This window comes from Variovorax stachyos, assembly GCF_051400855.1.
Lineage (GTDB): Bacteria > Pseudomonadota > Gammaproteobacteria > Burkholderiales > Burkholderiaceae_C > Variovorax.
Genome location: NZ_JBLFFN010000012.1, coordinates 78,627 through 99,655 on the forward strand (window position 1 = coordinate 78,627; position 21,029 = coordinate 99,655).

Annotated in this window: 23 protein-coding genes and 1 tRNA gene; 17 read left to right on the top strand and 7 right to left on the bottom strand. The window is 67.5% G+C overall.

Features of this window, described 5'->3' with window-relative positions; genetic code table 11:
* Positions 1–4: 4 nt before the first annotated feature.
* From ugpE to ACMGEZ_RS20675, 4 genes are read left to right on the top strand one after another with little or no spacing between them, the layout of a single operon-like run.
* Positions 5–853 carry a sn-glycerol-3-phosphate ABC transporter permease UgpE gene (ugpE, locus tag ACMGEZ_RS20660; protein ID WP_436824147.1) on the top strand — a complete coding sequence of 283 codons (849 nt, stop codon included), beginning with the start codon at positions 5–7 and terminating at the stop codon, positions 851–853.
* Between the two features lie 23 nt (positions 854–876).
* Positions 877–1,884 carry a sn-glycerol-3-phosphate ABC transporter ATP-binding protein UgpC gene (gene ugpC / locus ACMGEZ_RS20665; protein WP_436824148.1) on the top strand — a complete coding sequence of 336 codons (1,008 nt, stop codon included), beginning with the start codon at positions 877–879 and terminating at the stop codon, positions 1,882–1,884.
* Positions 1,881–2,621: a glycerophosphodiester phosphodiesterase gene (ugpQ, locus tag ACMGEZ_RS20670; RefSeq protein WP_436824149.1), complete on the top strand. Its 741-nt coding sequence runs from the start codon at positions 1,881–1,883 to the stop codon at positions 2,619–2,621. The genes ugpC and ugpQ overlap by 4 nt, the downstream gene beginning before the upstream one ends.
* Before the next feature lie 46 nt (positions 2,622–2,667).
* Complete coding sequence (locus ACMGEZ_RS20675) at positions 2,668–5,079, top strand: DUF3772 domain-containing protein (RefSeq protein ID WP_436824150.1); 2,412 nt, start codon at positions 2,668–2,670, stop codon at positions 5,077–5,079.
* 16 nt (positions 5,080–5,095) lie between these two features.
* Here the strand turns inward: ACMGEZ_RS20675 and ACMGEZ_RS20680 are convergent, their stop codons facing one another.
* Positions 5,096–5,374: a hypothetical protein gene (locus tag ACMGEZ_RS20680; RefSeq protein ID WP_436824151.1), complete on the bottom strand. Its 279-nt coding sequence runs from the start codon at positions 5,372–5,374 to the stop codon at positions 5,096–5,098.
* A gap of 80 nt (positions 5,375–5,454) precedes the next feature.
* On the opposite strand from ACMGEZ_RS20680, the gene hemA reads away from it, so the two are divergent.
* The 7 genes from hemA to paeA all read left to right on the top strand — a co-directional run bounded on the left by hemA (position 5,455) and on the right by paeA (position 12,286).
* Positions 5,455–6,726 carry a glutamyl-tRNA reductase gene (gene hemA / locus ACMGEZ_RS20685; protein WP_436824152.1) on the top strand — a complete coding sequence of 424 codons (1,272 nt, stop codon included), beginning with the start codon at positions 5,455–5,457 and terminating at the stop codon, positions 6,724–6,726.
* Positions 6,727–6,812: 86 nt separating this feature from the next.
* Positions 6,813–7,901, top strand: coding sequence for a peptide chain release factor 1 (gene prfA / locus ACMGEZ_RS20690; RefSeq protein ID WP_436824153.1), 1,089 nt, complete (start codon positions 6,813–6,815; stop codon positions 7,899–7,901).
* Positions 7,898–8,752 (top strand): peptide chain release factor N(5)-glutamine methyltransferase, encoded by an 855-nt coding sequence (gene prmC / locus ACMGEZ_RS20695; protein WP_436824154.1) that lies wholly within the window; start codon positions 7,898–7,900, stop codon positions 8,750–8,752. Before prfA ends, prmC begins: the two co-directional genes overlap by 4 nt.
* A 29-nt stretch (positions 8,753–8,781) precedes the next feature.
* The gene (gene grxD / locus ACMGEZ_RS20700; protein ID WP_436824155.1) at positions 8,782–9,108 is read left to right on the top strand and encodes a Grx4 family monothiol glutaredoxin; all 327 of its coding nucleotides are present in this window, start codon (positions 8,782–8,784) and stop codon (positions 9,106–9,108) included.
* Between the two features lie 137 nt (positions 9,109–9,245).
* Complete coding sequence (locus ACMGEZ_RS20705; protein WP_436824156.1) at positions 9,246–9,740, top strand: cupin domain-containing protein; 495 nt, start codon at positions 9,246–9,248, stop codon at positions 9,738–9,740.
* 97 nt (positions 9,741–9,837) lie between these two features.
* Positions 9,838–10,845, top strand: coding sequence for an AAA family ATPase (locus tag ACMGEZ_RS20710; protein ID WP_436824157.1), 1,008 nt, complete (start codon positions 9,838–9,840; stop codon positions 10,843–10,845).
* A 130-nt stretch (positions 10,846–10,975) separates the two neighbouring features.
* Complete coding sequence (paeA, locus tag ACMGEZ_RS20715; RefSeq protein ID WP_436824158.1) at positions 10,976–12,286, top strand: polyamine export protein PaeA; 1,311 nt, start codon at positions 10,976–10,978, stop codon at positions 12,284–12,286.
* Between the two features lie 9 nt (positions 12,287–12,295).
* Here the strand turns inward: paeA and ACMGEZ_RS20720 are convergent, their stop codons facing one another.
* Both ACMGEZ_RS20720 and ACMGEZ_RS20725 read right to left on the bottom strand, forming a co-directional pair.
* Entirely contained in the window at positions 12,296–12,934 is a 639-nt protein-coding gene (locus ACMGEZ_RS20720) for a lytic transglycosylase domain-containing protein (RefSeq protein WP_436824159.1), read from the bottom strand.
* Complete coding sequence (locus tag ACMGEZ_RS20725) at positions 12,931–14,676, bottom strand: proline--tRNA ligase (RefSeq protein WP_436824160.1); 1,746 nt, start codon at positions 14,674–14,676, stop codon at positions 12,931–12,933. Before ACMGEZ_RS20725 ends, ACMGEZ_RS20720 begins: the two co-directional genes overlap by 4 nt.
* Positions 14,677–14,808: 132 nt before the next feature.
* Here ACMGEZ_RS20725 and ACMGEZ_RS20730 point away from each other — a divergent pair, with 132 nt between their 5' ends.
* Both ACMGEZ_RS20730 and ACMGEZ_RS20735 read left to right on the top strand, forming a co-directional pair.
* A complete protein-coding gene (locus ACMGEZ_RS20730; RefSeq protein ID WP_436824240.1) occupies positions 14,809–15,468 on the top strand; it encodes an RNA pyrophosphohydrolase in 660 nt (219 codons plus the stop codon).
* 10 nt (positions 15,469–15,478) lie between these two features.
* Positions 15,479–16,012, top strand: coding sequence for a CNP1-like family protein (locus ACMGEZ_RS20735; RefSeq protein WP_436824161.1), 534 nt, complete (start codon positions 15,479–15,481; stop codon positions 16,010–16,012).
* Between the two features lie 4 nt (positions 16,013–16,016).
* Here the strand turns inward: ACMGEZ_RS20735 and proB are convergent, their stop codons facing one another.
* The 4 genes from proB to rplU form a co-directional block, all read right to left on the bottom strand.
* On the bottom strand, positions 16,017–17,147 hold the full coding sequence (proB, locus tag ACMGEZ_RS20740) for a glutamate 5-kinase (protein WP_436824241.1): 1,131 nt from the start codon (positions 17,145–17,147) through the stop codon (positions 16,017–16,019).
* 16 nt (positions 17,148–17,163) lie between these two features.
* Entirely contained in the window at positions 17,164–18,216 is a 1,053-nt protein-coding gene (cgtA, locus tag ACMGEZ_RS20745; protein WP_436824162.1) for an Obg family GTPase CgtA, read from the bottom strand.
* Between the two features lie 68 nt (positions 18,217–18,284).
* Positions 18,285–18,542 carry a 50S ribosomal protein L27 gene (gene rpmA / locus ACMGEZ_RS20750; protein WP_436824163.1) on the bottom strand — a complete coding sequence of 86 codons (258 nt, stop codon included), beginning with the start codon at positions 18,540–18,542 and terminating at the stop codon, positions 18,285–18,287.
* Between the two features lie 12 nt (positions 18,543–18,554).
* Positions 18,555–18,866: a 50S ribosomal protein L21 gene (gene rplU / locus ACMGEZ_RS20755; protein ID WP_068680024.1), complete on the bottom strand. Its 312-nt coding sequence runs from the start codon at positions 18,864–18,866 to the stop codon at positions 18,555–18,557.
* Between the two features lie 183 nt (positions 18,867–19,049).
* Here rplU and ACMGEZ_RS20760 point away from each other — a divergent pair, with 183 nt between their 5' ends.
* The 4 genes from ACMGEZ_RS20760 (at position 19,050) to ACMGEZ_RS20775 (ending at position 21,028) form a co-directional block, all read left to right on the top strand.
* The gene (locus ACMGEZ_RS20760) at positions 19,050–20,042 is read left to right on the top strand and encodes a polyprenyl synthetase family protein (RefSeq protein ID WP_436824164.1); all 993 of its coding nucleotides are present in this window, start codon (positions 19,050–19,052) and stop codon (positions 20,040–20,042) included.
* 49 nt (positions 20,043–20,091) lie between these two features.
* A tRNA-Pro gene (locus ACMGEZ_RS20765) sits at positions 20,092–20,168 on the top strand.
* Between the two features lie 78 nt (positions 20,169–20,246).
* Positions 20,247–20,684: a DUF3574 domain-containing protein gene (locus ACMGEZ_RS20770; protein WP_436824165.1), complete on the top strand. Its 438-nt coding sequence runs from the start codon at positions 20,247–20,249 to the stop codon at positions 20,682–20,684.
* Between the two features lie 47 nt (positions 20,685–20,731).
* A complete protein-coding gene (locus ACMGEZ_RS20775) occupies positions 20,732–21,028 on the top strand; it encodes a DUF2277 domain-containing protein (RefSeq protein WP_436824166.1) in 297 nt (98 codons plus the stop codon).
* Position 21,029 lies beyond the last annotated feature (1 nt).

The following is a 21,029-nucleotide window of genomic DNA, read 5'->3' on the forward strand; positions in this document are numbered from 1 at the left end:
CGCCATGGTTGAACGCCGCCCGGGCCTCACCGTCCTGTCGCATGTGGTGCTGATCCTGGGCATCGCCATCGTGGCCTTCCCCATCTACCTGGCCTTCGTCGCCTCCACCCATACGCGAGACGCGATCCTGCAGGTGCCCATGCCGCTCCTGCCGGGCGGACACATGTTCGAGAACTACAGCGGCGCCTTGCTCGGCGCCGATACCCAGGGCGCACGCGTGGTGGTGGGCCGCATGATGTGGATCAGCCTGGTCACTGCGCTGGTCATCAGCATCGGCAAGATCGCGATCTCGCTGCTGTCGGCCTTCGCCATCGTGTACTTCCGCTTCCCGTTCAAGAAGATCGTCTTCTGGATGATCTTCGTGACGCTGATGCTGCCGGTGGAGGTGCGCATCCTGCCGACCTACAAGGTGTTGGCAGACCTGAACATGCTCAACACCTACGCGGGCCTGACGGTGCCGCTGATCGCATCGGCCACCGCCACATTCCTGTTCCGGCAGTTCTTCCTGAGCGTGCCCGACGAGCTGGTGGAGGCGGCACGCATGGACGGCGCCGGGCCGATGCGCTTCTTCAAGGACATCCTGGTGCCGCTGTCGCAGACCTCGATCGCGGCGCTGTTCGTGATCCAGTTCATCTACGGCTGGAACCAGTACCTGTGGCCGCTCCTGGCCACCACCAGCGAAGACATGTACCCGGTGGTGATCGGCATCAAGCGAATGATCGCCTCCGGCGACGCCGCGGTGGACTGGAACCTGGTGATGGCCACCGCCATCCTGGCGCTGGTGCCGCCAGTGATCGTGGTGGTGCTGATGCAGCGCTGGTTCGTCAAGGGCCTCGTGGATACCGAGAAATAACCGACAAAGAAGCAAACGACGCAATGGCTGCCATTTCTCTTCGCAACGTCATCAAGCGCTACGGCCACGGGGCCAAGGCCAACCAGGTCATTCACGGCGTCTCTGCCGATGTCAAGGATGGCGAGTTCGTCGTCATCGTCGGGCCCTCGGGCTGCGGCAAATCCACGCTCCTGCGCATGGTGGCGGGCCTGGAGGAAATCAGCGCGGGCGAGATCGCCATCGGCGAGCGCGTGGTGAACAACATCGAACCGGCCCGCCGCGACATCGCGATGGTGTTCCAGAACTACGCGCTCTACCCGCACATGTCGAACTTCGACAACATGGCCTATGGGCTCAAGATCGCGAAGGTGCCCAAGGAGGAGATCAGGGCGCGCGTCGACAAGGCCGCGAAGATCCTCGAGCTTGGCCATCTGCTCGAGCGCAAGCCGCGCGAGCTGTCGGGCGGCCAACGCCAGCGCGTGGCCATGGGCCGGGCGATCGTGCGCCAGCCGCAAGTCTTTCTGTTCGACGAGCCGCTGTCCAACCTCGACGCCAAGCTGCGCGCGCAGACCCGGCTGGAGATCCAGAAGCTGCACCGCGAGCTGGGCATCACCTCGCTCTTCGTCACCCACGACCAGGTCGAGGCGATGACGCTGGCGCAGCGCATCATCGTGATGAACGCCGGCGTGATGGACCAGTTCGGTACGCCCGAGGAGGTGTATGCGCGCCCCGCCACCACCTTCGTGGCCGGCTTCATCGGCTCGCCGCCGATGAACCTGCTCAAGCACGCGCCGGGCGTGCGCCCCGGAATGATCCTCGGCGTTCGCCCGGAGCATCTCACGCTCGACACGGACGGCTGGTCCGTGCAGGTCGAGTACGTCGAGCTGCTGGGTGCCGAGCGGCTGGTCTACGGCCGCGTCGGCGACGAGCAGCTGGTGATGCGCGCCGACGAAGGCCAGCCGGCGCCGGTGGCGGGTGACACGGTGAAGATCGCGGCACGGCAGGACAAGCTGCATTGGTTCGACGCCGGCTCGGGCAAACGCGCGGCATGAAGGCCTGGCCCTATCCTTTCTGGATCGCTCATCGCGGTGCCGGCAGGCTGGCCCCAGAAAATACCCTCGCCGCCTTTCGCCTGGGCGCCGAGTACGGCTACCGCATGTTCGAGTGCGATGCCAAGCTCAGCGCCGACGGCATCCCCTTTCTGCTTCATGACAGCACGCTCGAGCGCACTACCAACGGCCGCGGTATCGCGGGCGAACAACCGTGGAGCGCGCTGGCCCAGCTCGATGCGGGCAGCTGGCACTCGCGCCGCTACGTAGGCGAGCCGCTGCCCACGCTCGAAGCGCTGATCCGCTTCTGCCTGGCCAACCGCCACCTGCTCGACATCGAGATCAAGCCCACCCCGGGAGTCGAGCGCCGCACCGGCGAAGCCATCGCGCAGCTGGCGGCCCGCTGGTGGGCGGGCACCGACCTCCCGCCGCCCTTGCTGACTTCCTTCTCTCCCGAGTCGCTCGAAGGTGCGCGCGCGACGCAGCCGCGCCTGCCGCGCGGGCTGCTGCTCGACACCCTGCAGGAGGGCTGGCTCGAAACCGCGCGCCGCCTGGAGTGCTCGGCCATCGTCTGCGACTACGCGCTGTGGGACGCCGCCACGGTCGCGCAGGTGCATGCGGCCGGCATGCGCGCCTTGAGCTACACCGTCAACGACGAGTCGATGGCACGCTGGCTGGCAGGCCTGGGCACCGACGGCATCGTCACCGACCGCGTGGACCGCTTCAGCCCGGCGTCCTGACCGCCTCGGGGCTGGGGCCTCGGCACTGCCCTTCTATGATCGGACCATGAGCTGGATGCCCCGCCTCGCGGCCCTGTTGCTGGCCGCTGTCCTCGGAAGCGCCGTCCTGGCGCAGGATGGTGCCGCCCCGCCGGAACCCACCGTGGCCGCCCTGCGGACCCAGCTCGACAGCATCCCCTCGTCCGTCGAAAGCAACGCCGAAGTCCGCGATCTGCTGGGGCGGATCAACGCCATCGGCAGCCAGGCAGACAAGTTCGTCGCGTCCCGCACGGGCCAGCTCAACGACCTCAACGCACGCCTCGGCGAACTCGGCAACCCGCCGGCTGAGGGCGCGCCGCCCGAGGACCCCGACATCACCCGCCAGCGCGCTGCCCTGCTGAAGGAACGCAACACGCTCGATGCCGACATCCGGCTGGCGCGCCTGATCACGGTCGACGCGCAGCAGCGCGGCAGCGAACTGCTCTCCAAACGCCGCAAGCTGTTCGAAGCCCAGCTCACCGAGCGCGCGCCTTCGCCGCTGGGCCGCCAATTCTGGTTCGACATCAGCGATGCGTGGCCGGCCGACCTGGAGCGCCTGGCGAGCCTGCGCAGCGAGCTGCGCGCCGCTGTCGACACCGCGATGGACCCGGCCCATCGCGTATCGGTGCTGGCCAGCCTGGCAGCGGCGCTGCTGCTCGCACTGCTGGGCAACTGGGCGGCCGAACATGGGCTGGTCCGGCTGGCAGCGCGCGTGCTGCCGGGAGGGCGCCTGCGCCGCTCGCTGCTGGTGATCGCGGTGGTGGGCGTCAACGTGCTGCTGATCGCGCTGGCAGCGCAGGGCGTGTTCGCCACGCTGGACCGCCACGGCATCCTGGGGCCGCAAATCCGGAAGCTGGGCCAGGCGGTGGTGCAGTCCATCATCTTCATCGCCTTCGTGGTCGGGCTGGGCCGCGCGCTGCTGTCCAACAAGCGGCCCTCGTGGCGGCTGCCACCGATCCCCAACACGATGGCGCGGCGGCTCGCGCCTTTCCCCTGGCTCACGGCCGTCATCGCGGTGCTGGTCTGGGTGCCGAGCCAGATCAACGCGATCGTCGAGGCCAGCTTCGCGGCCGTGGTCGCCACCCACGTGGTCACCGCGCTGGCCTTGACGGCGCTGATCGGCATGATGCTGCTGCGCCTGCGCGAGCCCGCGGCAGCCGCGCCCACCGAAGCTGCGACGGCGGCGGAGGGAGAGCCGCCACCCGGCGAGCCCGAACGCCCGCTCTGGATCAGCTTCCTGCTGAGCGCCGTGGCGCTCGCGGTCATCGTGATCTGGGCGCTGGTGGGCATCGGGTATGTCGCGCTGGCCAGCTTCCTGGCCAACCAGCTGACCTGGACCGGCATCGTCGCCTCGGCCTTCTACCTGCTCTTCAAGTTCGCCGACGACCTGTTCATGGCCACCGTCGCCTCGAAGAGCGAGCTTGGCCAGAAGCTGCAGAAGAGCTTCGGCTTTGCGCCGCGGACGCTGGACCAGGCCGCCGTGGTGCTCTCGGGGCTGGCCCGGGTTGCGCTCTTCTTCTACATGCTGATCGCGCTCGCCACGCCGCTCGGCACCGGGCCGGGCGAGGTGTTCCAGCGCAGCGGGCAGTTCGGCACCGGGCTCAAGATCGGCGAGTTCCAGCTGGTGCCGGGCGCGATCTTCACCGCCGTCGCGGTGCTGGCCGTCGGCTTCATCGCCCTGCGCGTCTTCAAGAAGTGGCTGGAGGCGCGCTACCTGCCGGAAACCGCGCTCGAGCCCGGCATGCAGAGCTCGATCACCACGCTGCTCGGCTATGTGGGCGGTGCCGTGGTGATCGCGGTGGGGCTTTCGGCGCTGGGGATCGGCATCGAGCGCATCGCGTGGGTGGCGAGTGCGCTGTCGGTGGGCATCGGCTTCGGCCTGCAGGCGATCGTGCAGAACTTCATCTCGGGGCTGATCCTGCTGGCCGAGCGGCCGGTCAAGGTCGGCGACTGGGTGGTGCTGGGTACGGCCGAGGGCGACGTGCGGCGCATCAACGTGCGCGCCACCGAGATCCAGCTGGCCGACCGCTCCACGCTGATCGTGCCGAACTCGGAGTTCATCACCAAGACCGTTCGCAACATGACCCTCACCAACGCCGAGGGGCGCGTGTTGATCCGGCTGCCCATGCCTCTGTCCACCGATGCCAAGCTGGCGCGCGAGCTGATGCTGTCGGCCTGCGCAGACCACGGCGGGGTGCTGGTGGCGCCTGCGCCCTCCGTCACGCTCGAAGGCATCGAAGGCGGCATGCTGATCTTCCAGGCCATCGCTTTCGTGCAGAGCCCGAGGTTGGCCGGAGGCGTGCGCAGCGACCTCCTGTTCACCCTGCTCGATCGCTTCAAGGAAGCGGGTCTGCCGCTGGTGGCGCCGGCCGTGGCTGTGCCCCAGGACCTGACGCCCGCGCCCGCGCCGGCCCCGCCGGTTCCGCCGCTCGCGCAGTGAGCGCGTCCGCTCGCCCTCAGCCCCGCCAGCCGCGCAGCAGCCACCACTGCGTGGTGCCGCACGCCACCACCAAGGCGGCATAGGTCGCGATGCGCCCATCGTGGCCGAAGTAGAGCAGGCCGGCGACCAGGACTGCGAGTCCGGCCGCGAAAGTGACGGCGATCTGCACCCAAAGGCTGACGGCCACGCTGCGCCCGTGCATGGCGAGTCGGAACAGGAGGGCCAGCAGCAGCGCCACGCAGAAGGCCGGCGCCGCGAAGTTGAGCAAGTGGATCAGCAGGTCGAACGCGGACATGAGGGGCAAGGGAGCGGCAGTCCGGGGTCATCCGTAGAGTGGACGGCCGCTGCCGGCGGCGGATTTTATAATCCTGGGTTATGTCAGTCTGGGCCCTCGGCTTGAACCACACGACCGCGCCGCTCGATCTGCGCGGTCGCTTCGCGTTCGCCATCGACCAGATCGCGCCCACGCTGCAGAGCCTGCGCAGCTCCTTCGGCACGCACCGGCACCCCGATGTGGAAGCGGCCATCATCTCGACCTGCAACCGCACCGAGATCTACTGCGCCGCGGACCACCTGGCGCTCGATCACACGGTCGACTGGCTGGCCCAGAGCGGCGGCGTGGCGCCCGCGCTGCTGCGCTCCCATGCCTACACACTGCACGACGACAAGGCCGCGCGCCACGCTTTCCGGGTCGCCAGCGGGCTCGACTCGATGGTGCTGGGCGAGGCCCAGATCCTCGGCCAGATGAAGGACGCGGTACGCGCCGCAGAGACTGCCGGCGCGCTCGGCAGCACGCTGAACCAGCTGTTCCAGCGCTCCTTCGCCGTCGCCAAGGAAGTGCGCACCGCCACCGAGATCGGCGCCCACTCCATCAGCATGGCCGCCGCGGCCGTGCGACTGGCGGCCCAGCTGTTCGAGGACTTGAAGCAGACTCGCGTGCTCTTCGTCGGCGCGGGCGAAATGATCGACCTGGCCGCGACGCACTTCGCGGCCAAGGAGCCCAGGTCCATCGTCATTGCCAACCGCACGCTGGAGCGCGGCGAGAAGCTGGCCTCGCGCTTCGGCGGCGAGGCCATGCGGCTGGCCGAGCTGCCGGCGCGCCTGGCCGAATTCGACATCGTCGTGAGCTGCACCGCCAGCACGCTGCCGCTGATCGGCCTGGGCGCAGTCGAGCGCGCGCTCAAGCTGCGCAAGCACCGCCCGATGTTCATGGTGGACCTTGCCGTGCCGCGCGACATCGAGCTCGAGGTCAAGGCGCTCGAGGACATCTATCTCTATACCGTCGATGACCTGGCCCAGGTCGTGCAGCAGGGCCACGCCAGCCGCCAGGCCGCCGTGGCCGAGGCCGAGGTGATCATCGACGCCGGCGTGCGCAGCTTCATGCACTGGCTGGACCAGCGCGGCAGCGTGCCGCTGATCCAGCAGCTCAACGCCCAGGCCGACGAATGGCGCGCCGCCGAACTGGGCCGCGCTCGCAAGCTGTTGGCCAAGGGTGAGCCGGTGGAGGCCGTGCTGGAGGCCCTGTCCCGCGGGCTCACGCAGAAGATGCTGCACGGCGCCATGGCCGAGCTGCATGCCGGCGACGCCACGGCCCGCGAGCACACGGCGCAGGCCATCTCGCGGCTGTTCCTGCGCAAAGAGCGTTAGCGACGCTGTCCTGAAGCCGGCGATCCGACGCCGGACAGCCGACCGCCTCTGCGTTCGGTACCCGCTTCCGCATTCGAAGACTCTCCGTGAAACCCTTCCTCCGCCATCAACTCGAGCGCTACGCGCAACGCCTCGGCGAACTCGACTTCCTGCTTTCGCGCGAGGACATCATGTCCGACATGTCGCAGTACCGGAACATCTCGCGCGAGCATGCCGAGGTGACGCAGGTGGCGGGCCGCTACCAGCGCTACCTCCAGCGCGAATCGGACCTGGCGGCCGCGCGCGAGATGCTGGACGACCCGGACATGGCCGACATGGCTCGAGAAGAGATCGCCGGGGCCGAGGCCGAGCTGATTTCGCTGGAGGACGAGCTCCAGCGCCTGCTGCTGCCCAAGGATCCGGAAGACGCGCGCAACGCCTTCATCGAGATCCGGGCCGGCACCGGCGGCGACGAATCGGCGCTCTTCGCCGGTGACCTGCTGCGCATGTACACGCGCTATGCCGAGCGCGCCGGCTGGCGCTGCGAGATCGTGAGCGCGAACGAAAGCGAGTTGGGCGGCTTCAAGGAAGTGGTGGTGCGGGTGGTCGGCGACGAGGTCTTCGGGCGGCTGCGCTTCGAGTCCGGAGGCCACCGGGTGCAGCGCGTGCCCGCGACCGAGACGCAGGGCCGCATCCACACCAGCGCCTGCACGGTGGCCGTGCTGGCCGAGCCGGACGAGGCGCAGGCGGTGCAGATCAACCCGGCCGACCTGCGCATCGACACCTACCGCGCCAGCGGCGCCGGCGGCCAGCACATCAACAAGACCGATTCGGCGGTGCGCATCACGCACATCCCGACCGGCATCGTGGCCGAGTGCCAGGACGACCGCAGCCAGCACCGCAACAAGGCCAAGGCGCTGCAGGTGCTGTCGGCGCGTATCCAGGAAAAGGAGCGCAGCGAGCGCGCGGCCAAGGACGCGGCTTTGCGCAAAGGCCTGATCGGCAGCGGCGACCGCAGCGACCGCATCCGCACCTACAACTTCCCGCAAGGGCGGCTCACCGACCACCGCATCAATCTCACGCTCTACAAGCTGCAGACGATCATGGAAGGCGACCTGGGCGAGGTGCTTGACGCCCTGCGTGCGGCGCGCGAAGCCGAGAAGCTGGCCGAGCTGGAAGCCAGCCTGCCGGCATGACGCCCCAGGACGCATCGTCGCCATCGACCGCGGCGCAGATGCTGGCCGCGGCCGCCGCGCTCGGGATGGAGCGGCTCGACGCCCAGTTGCTCCTGCTGCATGCGCTGGGCCGGCCGTCGGGCGACCGCGCCTGGCTGCTCGCGCACGACACCGACGTCCTGGCCGATGCCGTCTGGCCGGTCTTCGCCGGGCTCTGCGCCCGCCGCGTGGCCGGCGAGCCGGTGGCCTACCTGGTGGGCGAAAAAGAGTTCCACGGGCTCGGCCTGCGGGTCGATGCGCGCGTGCTGGTGCCCCGGCCCGATACCGAGACGCTGGTCGAGTGGGCGCTGCAGTCCCTCCAGGGCCGCACGGCGCCGATGGTGCTCGATCTGGGCACTGGCAGCGGCGCGATCGCACTGGCAATCCAGCACGCCCGGCCCGATGCCAAGGTCACCGCAGTCGACCGCAGCGCCGATGCCCTGGCGGTGGCCCGTGCCAACGCGCAGCGCCTGGGGCTGGCGGTCCGCTTCGCCGAGGCCGACTGGCTGGAAGGTGCACAGACGGATCTGGACCTGATCGTCTCCAACCCGCCCTACGTCGCCGCCGGCGACCCGCACCTCGCGGCCCTGCGCCACGAACCCTTGGGCGCACTGGTATCGGGCACGGACGGGCTGGAGGACATCCGCCGCATCGTCGAGGCCGCGCCTGCGCACCTGCGCGACGGTGGCTGGCTGCTGCTCGAGCATGGCTACGACCAGGCCTCGTCCGTGCGCGCCCTGCTCGCGAGCCGCGGCTTCGCCGAGGTGCAAAGCCGCGACGACCTGGCAGGCATCGCGCGCTGCTCGGGCGGGATCTGGCGCACGGTGAAATAATCCGCCCAACTCATTTTTTGGAGAGGCCCATGTCCGACGTCCAGCAGCGCATCGACGATCTCGTCAAGACCAACGATCTCGTGCTCTTCATGAAGGGCAACGCCAGTTTCCCGATGTGTGGCTTCTCGGGCCGCGCGATCCAGATCCTCAAGGCCGTGGGTGTCGACACCCGCACGCTCAAGACCGTCAATGTGCTGGAGGATGAAGGCATTCGCCAGGGCATTAAGGAATACAGCAACTGGCCGACCATTCCGCAGCTCTACGTCAAGGGCGAGTTCGTCGGCGGCTCGGACATCCTGATGGAGATGTACGAATCGGGCGAGCTGCAGCAGATGCTCAACAACAGCCCCGCGTGAATGTTGCTCGCCCCCAGGTTGCCCGCACTTCGTGTCGGGCGCCCACCCCCTACCGGGGGCAACACCAGCGGCCCGGCAAAGCCGGTTCCGCGGTGTTTCACCAACGGGCCTGGCTTCGCCGGCCATGAGGGCGCATCGTGAGACACGAACATTCTGATCATGATCACAACGGCGCCGCATGGAAGCATGATGGCGTGCGGGTGATTCCCGGCAACCAGCTCGACACCAATACGGCGCAAACGCCCGGCATGAACCGCGCCGCGGCGATCAACTTCGCACGCGTCGGCGCTCAGAAGCTCTGGGCCGGCACGGTGACCATCCACCCCGATGCGAAGACCGGCGCCCATCACCACGGCCACCTCGAATCCGTCATCTACGTGGTGCGCGGTCGCGCCCGGATGCGCTGGGGCGAGCATCTGGAGTTCACAGCCGAGGCCGGCCCGGGCGACTTCATTTACGTGCCCCCCTACGTACCGCACCAGGAAATCAACGCGAGCCCGACCGAGCCGCTCGAGTGCGTGCTGTGCCGCAGCGACGGCGAGGCTGTGGCCATCAACCTCGACATCGAGCCGGTCGAGAAGCCTGAATCGGTGCTCTGGGTCGACCCGACGCATCCCCAGGGCGGCGTCTGACCCGCTCAAAAGCCCTCGAAGCGAGAAAACCTGGACAACCGCCGACACCGGGCACGGCTTATGCTGCGTCAAAGTGTGATCGAACGGAGGTCTGAAAATGGATTCCCGCCCATCCCGCGAGCTGGCTCCCGCGTCTGCCTCGTCTTTTCAGTTGCCGGTGGCGCATCTGCGCAGTGTGTTCCGCACGCACGACGTCGAGCGCAAGCTCGCCAAGCTGCCCGACCGCGACCACGAGCACCTGCGCACCACCTACGAACGCATGCTCGAACGCGGCCCCGAGCGCTTCCAGGTCAAGCCCAGCGGCGTGCCCGAGATGAGCGCGCTCTACGCCGAGCTGCCTAATTTCACCGAGGTGCTCGACGACGTGCGGCGCCATGTCGCGCTGGCGCAGGACAGCCGCGACGGGCTGGAGGTGACGCCCATGCTGCTGCTGGGTCCGCCCGGCATCGGCAAGACCCATTTCGCCAAGCGCCTGGCCGAGCTGCTGGGCACCGGCATGTCCCTGGTGCCGATGAGCTCGATGACCGCCGGCTGGCTGCTCTCGGGCGCCTCCTCGCAATGGAAGGGCGCCAAGCCAGGCAAGGTGTTCGAGGCCCTGGTCGACGGCCAGTACGCCAACCCGGTGATGGTGATCGACGAGATCGACAAGGCCGGCGCCGATGTGCAGTACGACCCGCTAGGCGCGCTCTATGGCCTGCTGGAGCACGACACCGCCCATGCTTTCGTCGACGAGTTCGCCGAAGTGCCGATCGACGCCAGCCAGGTGATCTGGGTCACGACCGCAAACGACGTCCGCGGCATTCCCGAGCCGATCCTCAATCGGATGAACGTGTTCGAGATCGATGCACCCTCCCCCGAGGCGGCGCGGCAGATTGCGCGCCAGCTGTACGCGTCGATCCGCAACGCGCACGACTGGGGCCGCCTGCTCGCCGAGGAGCCGCGGGACGACGTGCTCGACCACCTCGCCACCGTGGCGCCGCGTGAGATGCGGCGTGCGCTGATGACGGGCTTCGGCAATGCCCGACTGGCCGGGCGCGACGAGGTACGCGTCGAGGACCTGCCGCGCGCCGGCCCAGGGCGCAGCCGCATCGGCTTCGTGCAGTAGGCACTGCGCCCGTGCGCCGCCGGTCCAGGTTGCCGCTCACTGGACGACCCGCCCCTTCGGTTGCGGCGCGATTCGCCTTCGGGGCGGCCGTCCGGCTCATGGCACCATGTCGGTCTTCCTCGACCGACCCATGACGCTGACCCAGAGCCTTCTCATCATCGCCATCCTGATCGCGACCAGCGCCTTCTTCTCCCTGGCGGAGATCTCGCTGGCCGCCTCGCGCCGCCTGCGGCTGCGGCAGATGGCCGACGAGGGCGACGCGCGTGCCGAGCGCGTGCTTCGAATCCAGGAGCAGCCGGGCCACTACTTCACCGTGGTCCAGATCGGGCTCAATGCGGTCGCCATTCTCGGGGGCGTGGTTGGCGAGGGTTCGCTCAGTCCTTACTTCGCGCGCTTGTTCGGGCTCTGGTTCACGGTCGAGACTTCGCAGACTGCGGCCTTCCTGGCTTCTTTCGTCACGATCATCGCGGTGTTCCTGGTCTTCGCCGATCTCTTCCCCAAGCGCTTGGGCATGAACGATCCGGAGCGCCTCGCAATGCGCATGGTCGGGCCGATGCAGCTGCTGATCACCGTGCTGAAGCCGCTGGTCTGGCTGTTCACCCAGTGCACCGACCTGCTCTTCAAGCTCCTGCGCATGCCCATGCAGCGCGACGACAAGATCACCTCCGCCGACATCCTGGCAATGACCGAGGCCGGGGCCCGCGCCGGCATCCTGGCCGTGCGCGAGCAGCAGGTGATCGCCAACGTGTTCGAGCTCGACACGCGCCTGGTCAGCAGCGTGATGACCTCACGCGACCGCATCGCATGGTTCCACAAGGACGATCCCGAGGCGGTGCTGCGCGCGCGCATCGTGGCCGAACCCTACTCGGCCTACCCGGTGTGCGAAGGCGACATCGACCATGTGCTGGGCTACGTCGACGCCAAGGACATGTTCCAGCGCGTGCTCAGCGGCCAGCCGCTGTCCTTCGGCCAGGGCTTGCCGCTGCACAAGGCGCTGATCATCCCCGACCGGCTCTCGCTTACCGAGGTGCTGGAGCAGTTCCAGCAGGCGCACGAGGACTTCGCGATCATCGTCAACGAGTACGCGCTGGTGGTGGGCGTGATCACGCTCAACGACGTGATGAGCACCGTGATGGGCGACCTGGTCGGCATGCAGGACGAGGAGCAGCAGATCGTGCGACGCGACGAGAACTCGTGGCTGATCGACGGCGTGACACCCATCCAGGACGTTCAGCGCGCGCTCGACATCGACGAGCTGCCGCACCCCGACGAGTACGAGACCCTCGCCGGCTTCCTGATGGTGATGTTGCGCCGCGTGCCCAAGCGCACCGACAGCGTGAGCTGGGGCGGCTTCACCTTCGAGGTGATGGACGTGGACAGCCACCGCATCGACCAGGTGATGGTCACGCGCGGGGGTGCGGTGGCCGCCACGCCGGCCTAGCCGCTCCCGCTAGCCGCGGTCGTCGCGACGGTCGTTGAAGACCCAGAGCCGCTGGTTGGAGAACACCGCGTTCGGATAGGGTGCCTTGCCGCGGCTGCCGTTGTAGCGCCCCAATGTCATGAACAGGTCGCCGGCTTCGCGGTCGAGATAGTGGCGCAGGATCACGCAGCCGAAGCGCAGGTTGGTCTGCATGTGGAACAGCTTGGAGGAGTCGCCGTCGCCGATCACGCGGGTCCAGAAGGGCATCACTTGCATGAGTCCGCGGGCGCCCGCGCTCGATACGGCAAACTTCCGGAAGTTGCTTTCGACCTGGATGAGCCCGAGCACCAGGCTGACCTCCAGGCCTGCTCGCTTGCTCTCGTACCACACGGTCTGGAGGAACTCGATGCGCTCCTGGTGCCCGGGAATCTTCTTCTTGAGGCGCTCGCTCATCTCGCCCAACCAACGCAAAAAGGCCAGGCGCGAGGCGGTGTCCTTGAACTCCGGCTTCGGCGGCGCGCTGCTGCGAATAGCGGCGCTCAGGGCATTGCGCACGGAATCGATCAGCGGCTCTTCGATCTGCGCCCCTGCATGAGCCGCACCGGGGCAAAGCGGCAGGGCCCCGGCGGCGGCGCCCGCTAACAGGCACGAACGCCGGGAAAGGCTCATGCCGCCAGCTTGCTTTTCACGAACTCCGCCGCGCTCGACGAAGGCACCTTGGTGGCGGCGGTGTCGCGGCGGTGCTGGTATTCGTACTGGCCTTCCTTGATGCCGCGATCGGAGATCACGACACGGTGCGGCACGCCGATCAGCTCCCAGTCGGCGAACATGGCGCCAGGACGCTCGCCGCGGTCGTCGAGCAGCACGTCGACGCCGGCTGCGAGCAGTTCCTCGTAGAGCGCCTCGGCCGCCTGCTTGACCTCGGCACTTCGGTCCATGCCGATCGGGCACAGCACCACGGTGAAGGGCGCGATGGCGTCGGGCCAGATGATCCCGCGCTCGTCGTTGTTCTGCTCGATCGCAGCAGCCGGCAGGCGTGTGATGCCGATGCCAAAACAGCCCATCTCAAGGAACTGCGGCTTGCCGGCCTCGTCCAGGAAGGTGGCGTTCATCGGCTTGCTGTACTTGGTGCCGAGCACGAACACGTGGCCGATCTCGATGCCTCTCTCGATCGCCAGCACGCCCTTGCCGTCGGGCGAAAGGTCGCCCGCGACCACGTTCCGGATGTCGGCGACGAGTTCGGGCTCGGGCAGGTCGCGGCCCCAGTTGACCCCGGTCATGTGGAAGTCGACCTCGTTGGCGCCGGTGATCCAGTCGGCCATGACCGCCACCTCGCGGTCGGCGACCAGCTTGACCGGCTGCTTCAGGCCGAGCGGGCCGAGGTAGCCGGGCTTGCAGCCGAAGTGCTCGTCGATCTCGGCGTTGGTTGCGAAGCGGAAGCCCTGGTCCAGGCCCGGCACCTTGCTCACCTTGATCTCGTTCATGTCATGGTCGCCGCGCACCAGCAGCAGCCAGAGCTGGGAGCTCTGGACCTGGCCGTCGGCGCCGAGCTTGTCGGTGGCCAGCACCAGGGACTTGACGGTGGTGGAGAGCGGCACGCCCAGCAGCTCGGCCACCTCTTCGCAGGTGGCCTTGCCCGGGGTCGGGGTCTTCGCCAGCGGTCGGGCCGCCGCCGGCCGCGGGCCGGCGGGTGCCAGCGCCTCGGCCTTTTCCATGTTGGCCGCGTAGTCGCTGCCGGGGCAGTAGACGATCGCATCCTCGCCGGTGGCAGCGATCACCTGGAATTCCTGGCTGACGTCGCCGCCGATGGCGCCGCTGTCCGCCGCCACTGCTCGGTAGCGCAGGCCGAAGCGATCGAAGATCCGGCGGTAGGCATCCGCCATGACCTGGTAGCTCGCCTTGGCGCTCTCGAGGTCCCGGTCGAAGCTATAGGCGTCCTTCATGATGAATTCGCGCCCGCGCATCAGGCCGAAGCGCGGACGGCGCTCGTCGCGGAATTTGGTCTGGATCTGGTAGAAATTCTTCGGCAGCTGCTTGTAGCTGCGGATCTCCTGGCGGGCGACGTCGGTGACGACCTCTTCGCTGGTCGGCTGCACGACGAACCCGCGCTCATGTCGGTCCTTGATTCGCAGGAGCTCGGGGCCGTAGGCCTGGAAGCGGCCGCTCTCCTCCCACAGCTCGGCCGGCTGCACCACCGGCATGGTGAGCTCGACGGCGCCCGCGCGGTTCATCTCCTCGCGCACAATCGCCTCGACCTTGCGGATCACGCGCAGCCCCATGGGCATGTACGTGTAGATGCCGGTGCCCAGCTTCTTGATCATGCCGGCGCGCATCATCAGCCGGTGGCTCGCGACCTCGGCATCCGCCGGCGCTTCCTTGAGGGTGGAGATAAAGAATCGGGAAGCTTTCATCGTCGCGCAGGAGGAATCCAGGTAAGGGCACAGGGGATGAGGCGCCCGGCGGCGCCTACGGAACCGGTCGCTTTGCCGAGTGCGACCCGGCATGCATAATCGACTCAGTTCAAAAAAATTTGGGGTTTGATTATGCTCGACCGCGACGGCTTCAGGCCCAACGTCGGCATCATCCTGCTCAACCAGAAGAATCAGGTTTTCTGGGGCAAGCGCATCCGGACCCATTCCTGGCAGTTCCCGCAAGGCGGCATCGATCGCGGCGAGAGTCCCGAGCAAGCCATGTTCCGGGAACTGCACGAAGAAGTCGGACTCCAGCCGGAGCACGTGCGCATCGTGGCCCGTACCCGCGACTGGTTGCGCTACGAGGTGCCGGACCGGTTCATCCGCCGTGATGCACGCGGGCACTACAAGGGCCAGAAGCAGATCTGGTATCTGCTGCAGCTGATCGGCCACGACTGGGACCTGAACCTTCGCGCCACCGACCACCCGGAATTCGACGCCTGGCGCTGGCACGACTACTGGGTCCCGCTGGACGTAGTGGTCGAATTCAAGCGCGGCGTCTACGAGATGGCGCTGACCGAACTGGCCCGCTACCTGCCCCGACAAGACTTTCGCAACCGCTTCCTGCGCAGCAACGTGCGCGCTCGCGAATTCGAGCGCCATCCGCCCGGCCCAGCCCATGAACCCAATTTCGAGCTGCCCCCGGGGGCGAGCTTCGATCCGAATCCCAATGCTCCTCATCCCGCTCCCGACTCGTCCTCGACCAACGACCCTCTTCATGCGCCGCGCTAGACCCGTTCTCGTGCTTGCCCTTGTGAGCGCGCTGGTGGCGTGCGGGTCGACCGCCAGGGACACGGACAACCCCGACTGGGCCCAGGCCGGCATGCCGCCCCCGCCCAAGATCACTGCTCAGGCCGACGAGTGGAAGGAGGCCGAGGTGCCTCCGCCACCCGCCTTCAACGAGAGTCGGCTGATCCAGATCGAGATGCCGCCCTACTCGTCCCTCAAGTTCGGCGTCGACCCGGCCACCCTCAGCGTGACGGGTGACGGCGTGGTCCGCTATGTGGTGGTGGCCACCAGCAAGACGGGCGGCGGCGGCACCAACGCTTTCTACGAAGGCATCCGCTGCGCGTCGGAAGAGGTCAAGCAATACGCCCGCTACAGCCAGGGCGCCTGGCAACTCGTGAAGGCGCCGGAATGGAAGCGCATCGACGACCGCAACTCGCGCTATGCCAAGGAACTGGCATTACAGGGCGTTTGCCGCGGCCACGCGCCGCGCACCTCGGTACGGGAGATGGTCCAGCAGATGAAGGACCCGCTACGCGAGCTCCGTTGAGGCTTCAGCCGGGCATCAGGACCATGTTGTCCCGGTGCACCATTTCCGGCTCCGCCGCGTAACCCAGCAGGCGTTCGAATTCTGCCGAGGGCTTGCGGCACAAGAGCCGCGCTTCGGCGCTCGAGTAATTGGCAAGCCCGCGAGCCAGCTCGATGCCGGCGGCGTCCCTCACCGCGATTACGTCGCCGCGCGAGAACTCGCCCTCGACGCTGGTCATGCCGATCGGCAGCAGGCTCTTGCCCTCGCCTCGCACCTTGGCCGCCGCTCCCGCATCCACGGTGACCGAGCCGCGCAGCTGAAGGTGATCTGCCATCCAGCGCTTGCGGGCCTGGTGCTTGGCGGTCTGCGCCACCAGCAGGGTGCCGATGGGCTCACCGCGCGACAGGCGCAGCAGGGCATCGGGCTCGCGGCCCCATGCAATGACGGTGGAAGCGCCAGAACCTGCGGCGCGCTTGGCGGCCAGGATCTTGGTGATCATGCCGCCGCGGCCAATGCTGCTGCCCGCCCCCCCGGCCATGGCCTCCAGCGCGAGATCGCCCGCGGCGGCTTCGTGCACGAAGCGCGCATCGGGGTTCTTGCGCGGGTCGGCGGTGTAGAGGCCCTTCTGGTCGGTGAGGATCACCAGCGCATCCGCCTCCACGAGGTTGGCGACCAGCGCACCCAGCGTGTCGTTGTCGCCGAACTTGATCTCGTCGTTGACCACCGTGTCGTTCTCGTTGATGACCGGCACCACGCCGAGCGCGAGCAGGGTCACCAGCGTGGAGCGCGCGTTCAGATAGCGCTCGCGGTCGGCGAGGTCGGCGTGGGTGAGGAGCACCTGGGCGCTGCCCAGGCCGTTCTCGCGCAGCTTGGTCTCGTAGACCTGGGCCAGGCCCATCTGGCCGACGGCCGCCGCGGCCTGCAGCTCGTGGACCTCGTGCGGGCGCGTGCGCCAGCCCAGGCGCTTCATGCCTTCCGCGATGGCCCCGCTGGACACCATCACGACCTCGCGTCCATCGTGCACCAGGGCCGCAAGCTGGCGGCACCACTCGCCGATGGCCTGGTCATCGAGGCCCCGGCCCTCGTTCGTGACCAGGCTCGAGCCCACCTTGATGACGAGGCGGCGGGCATCGCGCAGAACGGTAGAGGCGGTCATGGGCATGGCAGTCATTTCAGGCAAAGCGCGGGTCGATCTCGGTCGGCGGCTGCTCGGCCACCTGCTGCGCCTTGACGTGCTGATAGACCGCCTTCACCAGCGACTCGCAGCCCTCGCGCGTCAGTGCGGAGATCTCGAAAACGGGGCCCTTGAAGCGCAGGCGCTTGACGAAGTCCTTCACCTTCGCGGCGCGGTCCTCGGCGGGGATCATGTCCAGCTTGTTGAGCACCAGCCAGCGTGGCTTCTCGTACAGCGCCGCGTCGTATTTCTTGAGCTCGCCGACGATGGCCTTGGCCTGCGCGACAGGATCGGTCTCGTCGAAGGGAGCCAGGTCCACCACGTGCAGCAGCAGGCGCGTGCGCTGCAGATGGCGCAGGAACTGGTGGCCCAGGCCGGCGCCTTCCGAGGCGCCTTCGATCAGCCCCGGCAGGTCGGCAACCACGAAGCTCTGCTCGGGCCCCACGCGCACCACGCCAAGATTGGGATGCAGCGTGGTGAAGGGGTAGTCGGCGATGCGCGGACGCGCATTGGAAATCGCGCTGATCAGGGTGGACTTCCCCGCATTGGGCATGCCCAGCAGGCCGACGTCGGCGAGCACCTTCAGCTCGAGCTTGAGGCTCTTGCGCTCGCCGGGCCAGCCCGGCGTCTTCTGGCGCGGCGCGCGGTTGATGGCGCTCTTGTAGCGCAGGTTGCCGAAGCCACCGTCGCCACCTTTGGCGATGATGATCTTCTCGCCAGGCGTGAGCAGCTCGAACAGCACCTCGCCAGTTTCGGCATCGCTGATGATGGTGCCCACCGGCATCTTGAGCGTGATGTCGTCGCCGGCGGCGCCGAACATGTCCGAGCCCATGCCGTGCTGGCCGCGCCTGGCCTCGTGGCGGCGCGAAAAGCGGAAATCGACCAGCGTGTTGAGGTTGGGGTCGGCCACCGCGAAGACATGGCCACCGCGGCCGCCGTCGCCGCCGTCCGGGCCGCCGAATTCCTTGTACTTCTCATGGCGGAACGACACGCAGCCGTTGCCGCCATCGCCGGCGGCGATGTCGATGAAGGCTTCGTCCACGAACTTCATGAGATGTCCAGTTTACAAATGAAGAAGCCCCGACAAAGCGGGGCCTCGAGCGGATCGAAGTGACGGGCTCAGGCCGGCGTCACGCTGACCGTGTGCTTGTTGAGTGCACCCTTGATGCCGAAGGACACATGGCCGTCCACCAGGGCGAACAGCGTGTGGTCCTTGCCCACGCCGACGTTGGTGCCCGGGTGGAACTGCGTGCCGCGCTGGCGCACGATGATGGAGCCTGCGCTGATCAGCTCGCCGCCGAAAGCCTTCACGCCGAGCATCTTGGGCTTGGAATCGCGCCCGTTTCGCGTAGAGCCGCCGCCTTTTTTCTGTGCCATGGTGTCAGCTCCTTAGCCGGCGATCGCGCCGATTTGCAGCTCCGTGAACTGCTGGCGATGGCCTTGACGTTTTTGATAGTGCTTGCGACGGCGCATCTTGAAGATGCGGACCTTGTCGTGCTTGCCATGCGACAGCACGGTGACCGTAACCGTTGCGCCGGACACCAGGGGCGTACCGATCTTGAGAGCGCTGCCGTCGCCGACTGCGAGCACCTGATCGATCACGATTTCCTGGCCTACGTCCGCAGCAATCTGTTCTACTTTAATTTTTTCGCCGGAAGCAACGCGATACTGCTTGCCACCGGTTTTTATGACCGCGTACATGTAAACCTCTTGAAGAAGATGGCTCTACGGCGAATTCCGCAGAGCCCAAGATTCTAGCACGCTAGGCGGCCTTCGGAACATGCGCCCAGCCACAGGGGCGCCTGGCCGACCCGGCTCCCTATAATCTGCGCGTTCCGGCCCCGGCCGGCCGTTCTCCCAAAGCAGCGCACGAGCGCCTTCGCCTTGCCAGTTCCCCCCGCCGACAACTCACCCGCCGCCGCCGTGCTCAGCCTGATTGCCGAGGACATGGCCGGGGTCGATCTCGTGATCGCCCGCCGCCTCGACACCGGCGTCCCGCTGGTGCGCCAGGTGTCGCAATACATCATCTCGGCCGGGGGCAAGCGGCTGCGCCCTGCTCTGCTGCTGCTGATGGCCGGCGCGTTGGGCTACCAGGGCGAACAGCGGTTCAACCTGGCCGCAGTCGTGGAATTCATTCACACTGCGACCTTGCTGCACGACGACGTCGTCGACGAATCCACGCTGCGGCGCGGCCGTCCCACCGCAAACGAATCCTTCGGCAATCCGGCCAGCGTGCTGGTCGGTGATTTCCTCTATTCCAGGGCCTTCCAGATGATGTTGGACGCCCACGACATCCGAGTCATGGAGATCCTGGCCGAGGCCACCAACGTGATCGCCGAGGGCGAGGTGCTGCAGCTGATGAACATGCACGACGCCTCGCTCGATGAAGAGGCTTATCTCCGCGTGATCCGCTCGAAGACCGCCAAGCTGTTCGAGGCCAGCACCCGCCTGGCCGCAGTGCTGGCCGGCGTTGCGCCCGAAACGGAAGAGGCCTGCGCGGCCTACGGCCGGGCGCTGGGCACCGCCTTCCAGGTGATAGACGACGTGCTCGACTACGCCGGCGATGCCAACGAGACCGGCAAGAATGTCGGCGACGACCTGCGCGAAGGCAAGACCACCCTGCCGCTGATCCTCGCCATGCAGCGCGGCACCCCGGCGCAGCGCGATCTCATCCGCAGCGCCATCGAAGCCGGCGACACCACGCAGCTGCCTCAGATCGTCGCCATCGTGCGCCAAACGGGCGCCCTGGACGCCACGCGCGCCGCCGCCGCTGCCGAAGCCCAACGCGCCATCGATGCGCTTGCCGGCTTTCCGGCGAATTCACACTCCGCGGGTTTGCTACAATTAGCGGCTCAGTTGCTTGAGCGGCGCGCCTGACACCTCACGACAGTGGGCCGTAAAGGTCGATTCTTTTTCTCGCAACAATCGGGGTGTAGCTTAGCCTGGTAGAGCGCTACGTTCGGGACGTAGAGGCCGGAGGTTCGAATCCTCTCACCCCGACCAGATTGACTGTTGATCCGCCATTTCCGCGCGGAATTCGGCAGAGGCACAAGCGGAGTCGCAGCTACGATTCGTCGACTCATGACTCCCGCCCAGCACGCCATGCGCATCGCCCATGTCACCATCGTCATCGCTGGCCTTGCGGCCATGCTCGGCGGCTGTGCACCGATGCACCGGACGGCCTGCGGAACGGGAGAGGAAGCGCTGATCCACGATACCCTGTACTTCGGCACCGGCAAGCCGCGCGGCGGCACAGTGACGCCGGCCGAATGGAGCGAATTCCTGAAGAGCACCGTCACGCCGCGATTCCCCAACGGCCTGACCGTGTCGCCCGCGGCAGGGCAATGGCGCGGTGCCGACGGCGCGATCGTGCAGGAGGCCTCGCAGGTGCTTCAGCTCGTGCACCCCGACGACGCAGGCAGCGAGAACGCGGTGCAATCACTCGTGGCCACGTACAAGGCGCAGTTCGAGCAGGAGGCCGTCCTGCGCGTCAAGGCCCGAACCTGCGTATCCTTCTAGCCGTCGTCGCAGACATCCCGTTGATCCATCCATTCCATGGAGCGACCATGTGCCGGAACATCAAGACCCTGTTCAACTTCGAACCGCCCGCGACGGATGAGGAAATACGCGCCGCGTCGCTGCAGTTCGTGCGCAAGCTCAGCGGGTTCAACAGCCCGTCGAAGCTCAACCAGGAGGCGTTCCAGCGCGCCGTGGAAGACGTCGCGAGCGCAGCCCGGAGGCTGATCGATTCACTGGTCACCACGGCCGATCCGCGCGACCGGGAGATCGAGGCCGAGCGGGCGCGAGCCAGGTCGGCAAACCGATTCGCAGCGCAGCCGTACAAGGCCGTTTCCCCCGAGTAGG